Raw genomic sequence first — 13,144 nt, 5'->3', positions numbered from 1 at the left:
ACCTCACGTCAGGCCGGCCCGGGGTCACCAGTAGACGACGACCTTGTCGCCGGCCTTGACCTGGTTGAAGAGGGAGGCGATGGCGGCCTTGTCGCGCACGTTCACACAGCCGTGGGAGGCGCCGGCGTAGCCGCGGGCCGCGAAGTCGGACGAGTAGTGCACGGCCTGGCCGCCACTGAAGAACATCGCGTACGGCATGGACGTGTGGTAGATCGTCGAGACGTGGTCACGGCTCTTGAAGTCCACCTTGAACTGGCCCTCGCGGGTCGGGGTGTACTGGGAGCCGAAGCGCACGTCCATCGTGGTCTGCACCTTGCCGTCGATCACCCAGGACAGCGACCGGGAGGTCTTGCTGATGCACAGCACGCGGCCGGTCATGCAGCGCGGGTCGAGCTTGGCGCTGGCCGGCTGGGTGGTGGGCGGGTACATCGCCGCGTGCGTCGGCTGCTTGGTCACGCCGCGCAGCTTGGTCCAGGTCTGCGCGGAGACGCTGCCGGTCATCGGCAGGCCGTAACGCTCCTGGAAGTCGTTCACGGCGTTCTCGGTGACCGAGCCGTAGGTGCCGGTGGGCGTACGGCTGAACAGGTTGAGCTGGCCCAGCCGGGCCTGCAGCTCACGGACCTGCGTGCCGGTGGAGCCCTGCTTCATGACGGCGGGCACGACCGGGGGCTTGGACGTGGTCGCGGAAGCGCTGGGGGTCGTGGAGGGCGAGGCCGACGTAGAGCTCGACGCCGAGGGTGAGTCACTCGGGCTCGCGGAGTCGGTGGGACTCGCGGTGGTCGACGCGGCAGGCGTCGGCTTGGCGCCCGAGGTGGGCTTGTCCTGCGGGCCGCAGCCCACCAGAGCCGCTGCCGCCAGAGCGGCCACCACGATCGCTATCGGAGTTCTCTTCGTACGCAAGACAGTCACCCTTTGCCCCCAGAATCTGCAGTTACCCGGCTAGACACTCCACCCGCCCGTGCAGTTGCACGGATCCGGAGCAAGACTGTTTCGTGACATCGGAGAGACCGGACTGTGAGGAAGGTCCCAGCCCGGGCCCCTCCACGGCTCGCATGCCCGCAACTACAGTCCGTGCCGGAGACAGGATATTACCCACCAGTAATGCGACACTGATGCGGAGGCGTGAACCATGGCGCGCGAGACGGACACCGCCCGGTCCACCGAGAGTGGACTGCCCATCGAGCCGGTCTACGGGCCCGCGGCGCTCGATGGCTGGGATCCCGCGGAGAAGCTCGGCGAGCCGGGCGCGTACCCGTTCACCCGCGGCGTCTACCCGTCCATGTACACCGGCCGGCCCTGGACCATGCGGCAGTACGCCGGGTTCGGCACGGCGGTCGAGTCCAACGCCCGCTACCAGCAGCTGATCGCCAACGGCACGATGGGCCTGTCCGTCGCCTTCGACCTGCCGACGCAGATGGGCCACGACTCGGACGCGAAGATCTCCAGCGGCGAGGTCGGCAAGGTCGGCGTCGCCATCGACTCCGTCGACGACATGAAGGTGCTCTTCGGGAACATCCCGCTGGACAAGGTGTCCACGTCGATGACGATCAACGCGCCCGCCGCGCTGCTGCTGCTGATGTACCAGCTCGTCGGCGAGGAGCAGGGCGTCCCGGCCGACCGGCTGACCGGCACCATCCAGAACGACGTGCTCAAGGAGTACATCGCGCGCGGCACGTACATCTTCCCGCCGAAGCCGTCGCTGCGGCTGATCGCCGACATCTTCAAGTACTGCCGCACCGAGATCCCGAAGTGGAACACGATCTCGATCTCCGGCTACCACATGGCCGAGGCCGGCGCCTCGCCCGCGCAGGAGATCGCCTTCACGCTCGCCGACGGCATCGAGTACGTGCGCACCGCCGTCGCCGCGGGCATGGACGTGGACGACTTCGCGCCCCGCCTGTCGTTCTTCTTCGTCTCGCGCACGACCATCCTCGAAGAGGTCGCGAAGTTCCGCGCCGCCCGCCGGATCTGGGCGCGGGTGATGCGGGACGAGTTCGGCGCGAAGAACCCCAAGTCGCAGATGCTGCGCTTCCACACCCAGACCGCCGGCGTGCAGCTCACCGCGCAGCAGCCCGAGGTCAACCTCGTCCGCGTCGCCATCCAGGGCCTGGCCGCGGTGCTCGGCGGCACGCAGTCGCTGCACACCAACTCCTTCGACGAGGCCATCGCGCTGCCCACCGACAAGTCGGCCCGGCTGGCGCTGCGCACCCAGCAGGTGCTCGCCTACGAGACCGATGTGACCGCGACCGTCGACCCGTTCGCGGGCTCCTACGTGGTCGAGACGATGACCGACGAGGTCGAGGCCCTCGCGCTGGACCTGATGCGGAAGGTCGAGGACCTGGGCGGCGCCGTCAACGCGATCGAGCACGGCTTCCAGAAGGGCGAGATCGAGCGCAGCGCGTACCGCATCGCCCTGGAGCAGGACGCGGGCGAACGCGTGGTGGTCGGCATGAACCGCTTCCAGCTCGACGAGGAGGACCCGTACGACCCGCTGCGCGTCGACCCGGCCATCGAGGCCCAGCAGGCCGCGCGGCTGGCGACGCTGCGCTCCACCCGGGACCAGGGCGCCGTCGACACCGCGCTGGCGGCGCTGCAGGAGGCGGCCCGGGGCACGGACAACGTCCTCTACCCGATGAAGGACGCGCTGCGCGCGCGGGCCACGGTCGGGGAGGTCTGCAACGCGCTGCGGGAGGTCTGGGGGACGTACGTCCCGACCGACGCGTTCTGAGCCGGCCGGCCGGCCGTGCTCAGCGGCCCGGCCGCCGGTCAGAGCAGGTGGAGCTGCGTGATCAGCATCGCCACGACGATGCAGAGCGTCCAGCCGACGATGTGCTCGACGATCTTCCGGCCCTCCTGGGGCCCGCCGGTACCGGTGCGCGCCGCTGCGATCTCCGCCATTGCCAGTCCTGTCGTCCGCCGATGAGAAGCCCCCGCAGCTGCCCAGGATGCGGGGGCCTTTCGCCCGCTGTACAGGGGCAAACTCACCTTTATGGCGGATCGTGACCCATTTCACCGCAGCGTCAGCCGGTGAAGCGGGCGAGGTACCCGGCCACATCGGCCGGGTCCTCGGTGGCCAGGCCGAGATAGCCGTCGGGACGGACGACGAACAGGCCGTCGCCGTAGACCGCGTACGCGCTGTTCGCGCCGTGCTCCGGGGCGTCGTCGATCCGGTGCGCGTGCACCAGGCCGGGGTCCGCCTCCGGGTCCGCCCCCAGGCCGGGCGGCAGCTGGGCGGTCCCCAGGGCGAGCAGGGTGAAGTGCGGGCCGCGGAACAGGTCGAAGAGCCGGCCGCCGCCGGCCAGCGGCGCGTCCGGGGCCCGGTCGCCCGCGCGCGGCGCCTCCGCGGGCAGCGTTCCCCCGGGGAGCGCGGCCGGCCGGAGTTCCCGGGTGAGCGGCCCGCCGCGGTAGTTCAGCTCCAGGCCGTGGGTGTCGGTGCCGCGCTGCCGGGCGGCGGTGTCGTCGCCGTCACGGGTCGCGCCGTGCAGCCGGGTGCTGAGGCCCAGGACGTCGGCGGCGATCGGCAGCCGCTCCTCCTCGTAGCTGTCGAGGAGCCCGTGCCCCGCACCGTGCCGCAGCACCTGGCCGAGCTTCCAGCCCAGGTTGTACGCGTCCTGGACGCTGGTGTTCAGGCCCTGCCCGCCGGCCGGTGAGTGGATGTGCGCGGCGTCGCCGGCGAGGAACACCCGGCCGACGCGGAACCGGTCGGCCATGGCCGCGCTGGGGTGGAAGGCGGACGACCAGAGCACCTCGTGGACCTGCTCGGCGCCGATCGGGGTCCGGGCGCCGATGAGCTCGCGGATCCCCTCGACGGAGCCGTCCGGCTCGGTGCCGGAGTCCGTGTACTGGGCGAGCAGCTGGAAGTGGTCGGTGCCGGCCAGCGGGCAGAGCATGACGGTGCCGCCCTCCGCCTTCGGCCAGACGTGCCAGTGGTCGCGGTCGATGCCGCCGAGGAGCAGATCGGCGATCAGGATCGGGTGCGGGTCGATGGTCTCGCCGGTCATCCCGACGCCTAGCGCCCGGCGGCCGGTGCCGCGCCCGCCGTCGGCGGCCACCAGGAAGCGGGCCCGGACGGTGCCGGCCGTGCCGTCGGGAAGGGACAGCGCCGCGTCGACCCCGTCGGCGTCCTGGGTGATGCCGGTGAGCGCGGTCCCGAACTCGACGGCGCCGCCGAGTTCCCGCAACCGCTCGTGGAGGATCTCCTGGGTGCGCCACTGGGTGAGCATCCAGACCTCGCCGTACGGGGCCCGCGGCGTCGGCGCGAAGCGCTCCAGCAGGTCCCACTCGCCGAGCCGCCGGTCGTCCTGCCAGCCCATCATCAGCGGGTACGGTCCGCCGGACGCGATGACGGCGTCGATCACGCCGAGGTCGTCGAGCACCTCCAGGGTGCGCGGCTGCAAGCCCTTGCCGCGGGAGCCCGGAAAGAGCCGGTCCGACTGTTCGACGAGGTGGGCGGATATCCCCCGGCGGGCCAGGTCGACCGCGAGCGCCAGACCGGTGGGGCCTGCTCCGGCGATGAGTACGTCCACGTCCTGGACGCTGTTGAGTGCCATGCGGACAGCGTGTACCGGTCGGGCCCGAGCTCCAAGACCCCACGCCCTACCGGTACTTGGGCATATCCATCAGGGCGCGGTCAGCGGACGGGAGCTTTCGGGACCATCGTCAGAAAGCGCTTGAGCCGGGGCGCCAGCGGACGTTCGACAAACCGGTGCAACAGCCACGCCAGCACCAGCATCGACGCGCCGGTGAGCGGCAGTACCGCGTACGACGGCATGTGCAGGCGCTGGTGCAGCTGGAAGATGACGACCCAGCCCAGGTGTTCATGGACCAGGTAGAAGGGATAGGTCAGGATTCCCGCCGTCGTCAGCCAGCGCCAGTCGACGCCCGCGACCCGGGGCAGCAGGGTGACCGCCGCCACCGCCGCGAAGCCGAGGGTCACGATGAGGATGATCACCGACTCGGAGCGGTGCTGGAAGACGTGCGCGGCATGCGCGTTGGGGATCAGGCCCTTGACGGCGTAGTGCTGGCCGAACAGCCAGCCGACCGCGACGACGCCCCAGGACAGCGGGTCGTTGCCGAAGCGGTAGACCAGATAGATCCCGATGCCGCCGATGAAGAACGGCGCGTACTCCGGCATCAGCACGGTCTTGAGGAACGCCTCGCCCGACGCGTCCGCGAGCACCGCGCCCACCGTCCACAGCCCGCAGAACGCCAGCACCCGGCGGCGGGTGGCGCCCGGCCAGACCACGGCGAGCGCGAACAGCAGATAGAAGCGCAGTTCCGCCCACAGGGTCCAGCACACACCGAGCACCCGGTCGGCCCCGACCGGCATCTGCAGCATCGTCATGTTGGTGAGCAGATCGCTCGGCGACACCGTCTTCCAGACGACGCCGGGCAGCGCGAAGACGGCGGTGACCAGCAGGACGGCCGCCCAGTAGGCCGGGTACAGCCGGGTCGCCCGGGAGACCGCGAAGCCCTTGAGGGTGCGCCCCCAGCCGCTCATGCAGATGACGAACCCGCTGATGACGAAGAAGATCTGGACGCCGAGCGGCCCGTAGACGGCCACCTTCGACAGCTCCGGGAAGACCAGTGCGGGCGTCTGCCCCCAGGCCTTCCAGGCATCACCGCCGCGCCCCGCGTAGTGGTAGAAGCACACCATGAGCGCGGCCACGAGCCGCAGCCCGTCGAGCGCCCGCAGCCGGCCGGCCCGCGGTGCGGCGGCCGCCACCGCGTCCGGTGCGGGGTCCTGAGCGGTGACCTGCTGGAGCTGGAGACTCATCCGATGGCAGCCTTCTTCAAGGCGCGTGCGCGGCGGGCGACGCGACGGAGCAGGGGATTGCGGGGCAGGAACGCCAGCTGCGCCGGGACCACGCCCGGCAGGGCCAGCGAAGCGAGCCGGCGGCGCTTGAAGTACCGCCAGGTACGGGCGTTCAGCTGCTTCGACAGATAGGCGACGGTCTCCTCGCGCAGCTCCGGGTACAGCTCGGCCCGCATGCAGAACCCGACGGCGCGCAGCAGCGGCGTGAGGTCCCCGGCGATCCGTTCGGGGGCCGGCGGGGACCAGGTGCGGACGGCTTCGGCGTCGTCGAGATCGGGCAGCAGGGAGTCGACGATGGTCACCGGGACGCGATTGCTGTTCTGGTACGGCGACAGCCGCTCCAGCAGCATCTCGGTACCGGTCCGCGCCACCGGGATGCCGTAGAACGCCGAGGCGGTGAGCAGCGCCGTCGAGTAGCAGCCGACCACCAGCGCCGGACGGGCTCGCTGGTACAGCACCTCGGCCAGCACGGGGGAGTCCAGCACGGTCAGTTCCACACCGAGGGCGGCCGCCTCCCGCTCCAGCGGCTCCGACCAGTGCGCGGGCGCGATGGGGTGCGGCTTGAAGACGATCCGCCGGTGCTCGAGGGCCGCCGCGCCGCGCAGCATCCGCAGGTGCAGCTCCTCCTCCTCGGCGGCCGTGAGGATCCCCAGCGCGGACAGGTACTGGCCGAGCAGCAGCGCCGCGTCCTCGGGGACCGCGGACAGCTCGGCCTCGTCCTGCCCGCCGCTCGCGTCGGCGAGTTCCGCCAGCACCTTGGTGAACTCCGCGGCGGGCACGATCCGCGGTTCGATGCCGTACTCGGTCAGCAGCAGCGGCCGCAGTCCGGTCACCAGGTCGAGGTGGAGCAGCTGGTTGATGCGGGTGGTCACCAGCGGTTCGAGCTTGTCTCGGGTCGGGCCGTACGACATCAGGCCGTCCGCGTAGACCTCGATCGGCGCGGCCGGGAAGAGCCGGACCAGCGCGGCGGCGGGCTTGACCTGGATCGACTCGACGACCAGTGCCACATCGTCGTCACCGAGGTCCCACAGCATCCGCAGGTACCGCTCCCACATCGGGACGTCCTCCGGACGCGGCGCCCAGTCGCTGGGGTGCATCGGCGCGATGGTCTCGTTCCACGACAGCACCCGGTCGAACCTGCCGCGCAGCGCACCGAAGCCGGGGGCCTCGTCGACGGCGGGCGTGGTCTCCGGAACGGCGGAGTTGTTGCTGATCAGCAGCAGCCGCCGGTCCGCGGGGCCGAACAGCCCGGCGTCCAGGGCGGCCGCGATGGTGGCGGCGCCGTACAGCGTCGACGCCACATGGATCTGGGTGCGTGCGCGGGCCATCAGGCGGCCACCGTCCCGGTCGAGGAGGCGAGCCGCCTTCGCAGGCGGCGGAGCGGGACGCTGCGGTCGACACCCATCGAGTCCAGCGCCTCCATGAGGATGTCCTGCGGCATCCGCTTCAGGGCGGCGGCGCTCATCGTCTTCAACTGGCGTGCGACCTGCGGTTCGAAGCGTTCGATGGAGTTGAGGTGGTGGGCGATGATCGCGCAGTAGGTGCGGACCGCCTTCGGCAGGAAGCGGTCCGCGTCCCGGTCGGCGGCGGTCTCGGCGAGCACCTGGTCGAAGGAGCGGATGAAGTCCAGCTGGCGTACGTCGCCGATCTGGGTGAGCGAGGTGGCGATGCCGCGCCGGTAGAAGACCCCGAGCAGGCCCACCACCGCGAAGGACGCCGCCTCCCGGTGCAGCCGCCAGATCCACGGCCGGTCCTCGGCGGTCCGCAGCCCGTCGGGGAAGTGCAGCAGCCCCGCGTCGGCGAGCCGGCGGTGGTAGATCCCGGCCCAGGCGAAGGGATAGTCGACGGAGGTCGGCCGCGCGGCGGGCAGGATCGCCTCGCGCGGGTTCAGCACCACCCCGCGACGGCCGTGCGGCACATGCGTGATGACGCGGACCCGGTCGGTGCACTGCACATGGTCGGTACGGACGAAGTCGGTACCGAGCTCCTCGATGGCCGCGAGCAGCTGGGACAGATAGCCGGGGGCCAGCCAGTCGTCGCCGTCGAGGAAGGTGAGGAACTCGCCGCGCGCCGCGTCGATTCCGGTGTTGCGGGCGGTGGCCAGGCCGCCATTGGTCTCGCGCGCCACGAGAACGGAGCCGGGAAGGGTGCGTGTCGCCCGTTCCAGGATTTTCGGGGTGTCATCCGTCGAACGGTCGTCGACCAGGATGAATTCGAAATCCGGGCGGGAGTTCGCACGAAGACTTTGGAGCATGTCGGGTGCGAATGCCTGCACGTTGTAAAACGGCACAATGACGGAGAGCTTGACCACCTGCTGAACGTTAGGGGCCGACCGGACTCGGCGGCCGACATTGCGCGGACCCTCAGGTGAACGGCGCATGTCGGGACCATGAAGCAGCCGCCCCTTAAGCATGGTTGGGCAATTCGCGGCACGCTGTTTACCGTCCGTTGGCTCAACGTTGGAACGCTGCTCGGAACGGATTCCTAGCGTCTGCGTCGTGCAGAAAAGTTCTTCCGGTCCCTTGCGGATCACCGTTCTCGCCGATTCGGACACCCGTTGGAAATGGGGTGCGCTGACAGCGCGCCGTATTTCACCCGATGTCCGGCTCGATGCCCGTCTGCTCCGTGGCCGGGCCACTCCGACGAGCCGCCAGCTCGCCGAGATCGGCATACCCGCGGAGTCGATGCGCGAGGTCACCGCCGCCGAGTTCCTGACCGAGGCCGGCCACGGCCGGGCCGCCGGGGGCGGCTGTGACGTCGTCGTACTCGCCTGCGTCGGCGGCACCGTCCAGGCCATGCTGCACGGACTGGCCCGCGCCTGGGAGGGCAGCGCCCACCGCCCGGTGGTCGTCACCGGATACGTCGGCGTGGTCTACGAGAAGCTCGCCGACGGCCTGCTGCTGCGGGCCGGCGCCGATGTGGTGCTCGCCAACAGCGCGCACGACGCCCGGCGGTTCCGCGACACCTACGCGGGTGTCGGCGCGGACACCGCGGGCATCGTCGAGACCGCGCTGCCGTTCCTGGAGGGCGCGCCCTACCGGCCGTCCGACGAACGGCCGTTCACCGTCACCTTCGCCGTGCAGCCGTCCGCACCCGAAGGGCGCACCGACCGCACCTACCTGGCCCGCCGCGCGGTGGAGCACGCCCGGCGGCACCCGGAGCGCGAGGTCCTGGTCAAGCTGCGCAGCAAGCCCGGCGAGCACACCACGCACATCGAGGAGCACCCGTACCAGAAGCTCGTCGCCAAGCTCGGCCCGCCCGACAACCTGCGGTTGGTCTACGGGCACATGGGCGAGGTGCTGGACCGCACCGACCTCCTGGTGACCGTCAGCTCCACCGCGGCGCTGGAGTCGCTGCACCGCTCCATCCCCACCGCCGTCCTCACCGACCTCGGCATCCGTGAGTCCCTCGGCAACCACCACTTCCTCGGCTCGGGCTGCTTCGCCTCCTGGGACCAGCTCGACGAGGGCCACGTCCCGCAGGCCGACGCCGACTGGCTCGCCGCCCAGGGGGTGGCCGCGAAAGACCCCTTCGGGGCCCTGCGTGAGCGCGTCACCACCCTTGCCACGGCCGGCGAACTGCCGCCGCCCGCGCCGTACTACACCCTGCTGACCGCCCCCGGCTATCTGCCCGGCGTGCTGGCCCGGCACGGCCTCGACGCCAAGGGCGAGCCGCTGCCCGGCGCGGTCGCCGAGCGCGAGCCCAGCGCCCTGCGCCGGGTGCTGCGGGACGCGGCGCGCAACTCCGCACGTACCGCCTACCGGCAGGGCGTGCAGCGCGTCGCGCCCGTCATCCGCCGCTGGGGCCAGCTGTGAAGAACCGACCGACCGGAGCACCCGTGACCACCCCACTGTCCGCGCCCACTCCTGTCCCCGCGGGCGCCCGCGTCCTCGCCGTCATCCCCGCCAGGGGCGGCTCCAAGGGCGTCCCCGGCAAGAACCTCGCGCCCGTCGGCGGCGTACCACTGGTGACCCGGGCGGTGCGCGAATGCCTCGCGGCGCGGCTCGTCACCGACGTGGCCGTGTCCACCGACGACCCCGCCATCGCCGAGGCGGCCCGCGCCGCCGGCGCCGAGGTCGTCCTGCGGCCCGCGGCCATCGCGGGCGACACGGCGAGCAGCGAGGCCGCCGTCCTGCACGCGATGGACGCCTACGAGGCGATGCGCGGCGGCGCCGTCGACGTCGTCCTGCTCGTGCAGTGCACCAGCCCCTTCCTCACCCGCGAGGAGGTCGACGGCGTCGCCGCCGCCGTCATCGAGGACGGCGCCGACACCGCGCACACCGTCGCCCCCTTCCACGGTTTCGTCTGGCGCGAGGGCGACGACGGGGGCACCCCCGGCCGGAGGCCGGGGGACGGCGCTCACGGCGTCAACCACGACAAGGCCACCCGCCCGCGCCGCCAGGACCGCCCCCAGGACCTGCTGGAGACCGGCGCCGCGTACGCCATGCGCGCCCCCGGCTTCCGCGCCGCAGGCCACCGGTTCTTCGGCCGCACCTCGCTGGTGCGCACCGATCCGGCCCGCGTCCTGGAGATCGACGAGCCGGACGACCTCGTCCGGGCCCGCGCCCTCGCGCCGCTCCTCGACGCCGGCTCCACCCCCACCCTCGACGACATCGACGCGGTGGTACTCGACTTCGACGGCACCCAGACCGACGACACGGTGCTGGTCGACGCCCAGGGACGGGAGACCGTCGCGGTGCACCGCGGCGACGGCCTCGGCATCGCGGCACTGCGCCGCGCCGGGCTGCCCGTACTGATCCTGTCCTCGGAGACCAACCCGGTCGTCGCGGCACGGGCCAGGAAGCTCCAGGTGCCCGTCCTCCACGGCATCGCCCGCAAGGACCTCGCCCTCAAGCAGTGGTGCGAGGAGCAGACGATCGCCCCCGAGCGGGTCCTGTACGTCGGCAACGACGTCAACGACCTTCCCTGCTTCGCGCTCGCCGGCTGGCCCGTCGCCGTGGCCAACGCCCACGACGTCGTACGGGCCTCGGCCCGCTCCATCACCTCCACCCCGGGCGGCCGCGGCGCGATCCGCGAGATCGCCGGGTGGATCCTCGGCCCGAATCTGGCCGCCCCTCCTACCGACCCTCCTTACGCACCCCTCACAGCAGTCCCCTCAGCACCTCTCTCCGCAAAGGACCTCTCCCAGTGACCAGCACCCCCCTGACCCCGAAGAACCTCCGTCCGGTCGGCACCCGCTACATCGGCACCGGGCAGCCCGTCTACGTCACCGGCGAGATCGGCATCAACCACAACGGTGACCTGGAGAACGCCTTCGCGCTCATCGACGCCGCGGTCGCGGCCGGCTGCGACGCCGTGAAGTTCCAGAAGCGCACCCCCGAGGTCTGCACCCCGCGCGACCAGTGGGAGATCGAGCGCGACACCCCCTGGGGCCGCATGACGTACATCGACTACCGGCACCGCGTCGAGTTCGACGAGAACGACTACAACGCCATCTCCGACTACTGCCGCAAGCGCGGCATCGACTGGTTCGCGTCCCCGTGGGACGTCGAGTCCGTCGCGTTCCTGGAGAAGTTCGACCTCCCGGCCCACAAGGTCGCCTCCGCCTGCCTCACCGACGACGACCTGCTGCGCGCGCTGCGCGCCACCGGCCGGACGATCATCCTCTCCACCGGGATGTCCACCCCGAAGCAGATCCGGCACGCCGTCGAGGTGCTCGGCAGCGACAACATCGTGATGTGCCACGCCACGTCCACGTACCCGGCGAAGCACGAAGAGCTCAACCTGCGCATGATCAACACCCTGCAGGCCGAGTACCCGAACGTGCCCGTCGGCTACTCCGGCCACGAGGTCGGCCTCCAGACGACGCTGGCCGCCGTCGCCCTCGGCGCGGTCTTCATCGAGCGCCACATCACCCTCGACCGCGCCATGTGGGGCTCCGACCAGGCCGCCTCCGTCGAGTCCCAGGGCCTGGAGCGCCTCGTCCGCGACATCCGCATCATCGAGACCTCGCTCGGCGACGGCGTCAAGAAGGTCTACGAGGGCGAGCTCGGCCCGATGAAGAAGCTCCGCCGCGTCCCCGGCGTCGTCGCCGAGGCCGAGGCGTCCGGCGCGGACCGCGCCACCGCCTCCGTCTGACGGACCGCGCCACCCCTGCCCCCATGGCCCGAGGGCAACGCGAACCATGAGAACGAGGAGTCACGGGATGACCGCGCCCGCATCCGGCCGGGGACCGCTCGCACTGGTCGAGTCCCCTGTCCAGCTCCTCAACGTCCTGGAGTGGTCGCACATACACCCCCCGACCGCGGTCGCCGCATCGCGTCCCGGGGCGGCACCTGCCGCCCCGGGCGGCGGCCCGGTCACCGGCCCGCTCACCGTCGTGGTGCTCTCGCCCCGCGACCCGATGAGCCGCGGGCAGCTGCGCCGCATGGCGGAGCTCGCCCGGGACGACGGCGTCACCGTCCGCTGGTTCGAGGCCCGCAGCAACCGGCTCGGCCTGCTGCGCACCGCCATGACCCTGGCGCCGCTGCTGCTGCGCGTACGCCACCTCGTCATCGGCGATCCGTTCTCCCGGCTGGTGCAGGTGCTGCTGCCGCTGTGCCGGGCCCGGGAGATCACCGTCGTCGACGACGGCACCGCCACCATGGAGTTCACCGAGATCCTGAGCAGGGGCGGCCGTCTGGTGCGCTGGCACCGCGCCGGCCGCCGGTCGCCCGTCGACGCCGCCTTCGCGATCTTCGCCTCGGCCGCCCGCCGCCGGCTGACCCCCGGCCGCCGCCGCACCGTCGAACTCTTCAGCGCGATGCCGGCGACACCACCGGCCGGGATGGCGCTGCGCGCCAACCGGTTCGCGTGGACGCGGTCGCGCTTCGGACCGCCGCGCATCACCGCCGGCACCGACATCATCGGCACGTCCCTCGTCGAGACCGGGGTCGTCGACCTCGACCGGTACCTCGCGGCGGTCGCCGCCCTCGCCGAATCCCACGGCGCCACCCGCTACTTCGCGCACCGCCGCGAGGACACGGCCAAGCTGCACCGGCTCGCCGTCGAGACCGGGCTGGAGATCGTCCGCCCCGACCTGCCGCTGGAACTCGTCGCCCGCCGCGGGCCGATCGGGCACACCGTGCTCAGCTTCCCCTCCACGGTCGTCCACACGCTGCCGCTCGCGCTGGCCGGCACCGGGGTCAAGGTCGTCGTCCGCGACATCGACGACGGCTGGCTCACCCACACCGCCTCACCCCGCGCGCAGGGCTTCCTCTCCGGCATCACCGGCACCGCCAGAGACCTGCACGGCCTGACCTCGGCGACGGCGACGGCCTGACCTCGGCGACAGCGACGGCCTGACCTCGGCCACGGCGACGGCCTGAC

General features: G+C 71.7%; 11 protein-coding genes. 5 read left to right on the top strand and 6 right to left on the bottom strand.

All coding sequences use genetic code 11. The annotated features are described in order from the left end of the window. Positions 1-24 precede the first annotated feature (24 nt). Positions 25-909, bottom strand: a complete 885-nt coding sequence (locus tag LNW73_RS12110) for a L,D-transpeptidase family protein (protein ID WP_374118086.1) — start codon at positions 907-909, stop codon at positions 25-27. Between the two features lie 220 nt (positions 910-1,129). Here LNW73_RS12110 and LNW73_RS12105 point away from each other — a divergent pair, with 220 nt between their 5' ends. Next, positions 1,130-2,728, top strand: coding sequence for an acyl-CoA mutase large subunit family protein (locus LNW73_RS12105; protein ID WP_250989924.1), 1,599 nt, complete (start codon positions 1,130-1,132; stop codon positions 2,726-2,728). Positions 2,729-2,766: 38 nt separating this feature from the next. On the opposite strand, the gene LNW73_RS12100 is transcribed toward LNW73_RS12105, so the two are convergent. The 5 genes from LNW73_RS12100 to LNW73_RS12080 all read right to left on the bottom strand — a co-directional run bounded on the left by LNW73_RS12100 (position 2,767) and on the right by LNW73_RS12080 (position 8,126). After that, positions 2,767-2,898, bottom strand: a complete 132-nt coding sequence (locus tag LNW73_RS12100) for an SCO1431 family membrane protein (protein WP_138352233.1) — start codon at positions 2,896-2,898, stop codon at positions 2,767-2,769. A 122-nt stretch (positions 2,899-3,020) separates the two neighbouring features. Next, positions 3,021-4,550, bottom strand: a complete 1,530-nt coding sequence (locus tag LNW73_RS12095) for an FAD-dependent monooxygenase (protein WP_250989923.1) — start codon at positions 4,548-4,550, stop codon at positions 3,021-3,023. Between the two features lie 80 nt (positions 4,551-4,630). Then, on the bottom strand, positions 4,631-5,776 hold the full coding sequence (locus tag LNW73_RS12090) for an acyltransferase family protein (protein ID WP_250989922.1): 1,146 nt from the start codon (positions 5,774-5,776) through the stop codon (positions 4,631-4,633). Next, positions 5,773-7,143, bottom strand: coding sequence for an alpha-2,8-polysialyltransferase family protein (locus LNW73_RS12085; RefSeq protein ID WP_250989921.1), 1,371 nt, complete (start codon positions 7,141-7,143; stop codon positions 5,773-5,775). The genes LNW73_RS12090 and LNW73_RS12085 overlap by 4 nt, the downstream gene beginning before the upstream one ends. After that, positions 7,143-8,126 (bottom strand): glycosyltransferase family 2 protein, encoded by a 984-nt coding sequence (locus LNW73_RS12080; RefSeq protein ID WP_250989920.1) that lies wholly within the window; start codon positions 8,124-8,126, stop codon positions 7,143-7,145. Before LNW73_RS12080 ends, LNW73_RS12085 begins: the two co-directional genes overlap by 1 nt. 187 nt (positions 8,127-8,313) lie before the next feature. Here LNW73_RS12080 and LNW73_RS12075 point away from each other — a divergent pair, with 187 nt between their 5' ends. The 4 genes from LNW73_RS12075 (at position 8,314) to LNW73_RS12060 (ending at position 13,097) form a co-directional block, all read left to right on the top strand. Next, positions 8,314-9,630: a DUF6716 putative glycosyltransferase gene (locus LNW73_RS12075; protein WP_250989919.1), complete on the top strand. Its 1,317-nt coding sequence runs from the start codon at positions 8,314-8,316 to the stop codon at positions 9,628-9,630. Between the two features lie 23 nt (positions 9,631-9,653). Further along, the gene (locus LNW73_RS12070) at positions 9,654-10,967 is read left to right on the top strand and encodes a cytidylyltransferase domain-containing protein (RefSeq protein ID WP_250989918.1); all 1,314 of its coding nucleotides are present in this window, start codon (positions 9,654-9,656) and stop codon (positions 10,965-10,967) included. Then, positions 10,964-11,914, top strand: a complete 951-nt coding sequence (locus LNW73_RS12065) for an N-acetylneuraminate synthase family protein (RefSeq protein ID WP_374117318.1) — start codon at positions 10,964-10,966, stop codon at positions 11,912-11,914. The genes LNW73_RS12070 and LNW73_RS12065 overlap by 4 nt, the downstream gene beginning before the upstream one ends. Before the next feature lie 67 nt (positions 11,915-11,981). Beyond that, positions 11,982-13,097 (top strand): hypothetical protein, encoded by a 1,116-nt coding sequence (locus LNW73_RS12060; RefSeq protein WP_250989917.1) that lies wholly within the window; start codon positions 11,982-11,984, stop codon positions 13,095-13,097. The last annotated feature ends 47 nt before the right edge of the window (positions 13,098-13,144 follow it).

Origin of the sequence: Streptomyces sp. RKAG337, assembly GCF_023701715.1 — a bacterium.
Lineage (GTDB): Bacteria > Actinomycetota > Actinomycetes > Streptomycetales > Streptomycetaceae > Actinacidiphila.
This window is presented reverse-complemented; position numbering and strand designations above follow the sequence as displayed.

Excerpts from the sequence above, each read along its gene's own strand:
- LNW73_RS12105 (WP_250989924.1), top strand. The coding sequence starts at position 1,130 with ATGGCGCGCGAGACGGACACCGCCCGGTCCACCGAGAGTGGACTGCCC.
- LNW73_RS12085 (WP_250989921.1), bottom strand. The coding sequence starts at position 7,143 with ATGGCCCGCGCACGCACCCAGATCCATGTGGCGTCGACGCTGTACGGC.
- LNW73_RS12060 (WP_250989917.1), top strand. The coding sequence starts at position 11,982 with ATGACCGCGCCCGCATCCGGCCGGGGACCGCTCGCACTGGTCGAGTCC.
- LNW73_RS12095 (WP_250989923.1), bottom strand. The coding sequence starts at position 4,550 with ATGGCACTCAACAGCGTCCAGGACGTGGACGTACTCATCGCCGGAGCA.
- LNW73_RS12090 (WP_250989922.1), bottom strand. The coding sequence starts at position 5,776 with ATGAGTCTCCAGCTCCAGCAGGTCACCGCTCAGGACCCCGCACCGGAC.
- LNW73_RS12100 (WP_138352233.1), bottom strand. The coding sequence starts at position 2,898 with ATGGCGGAGATCGCAGCGGCGCGCACCGGTACCGGCGGGCCCCAGGAG.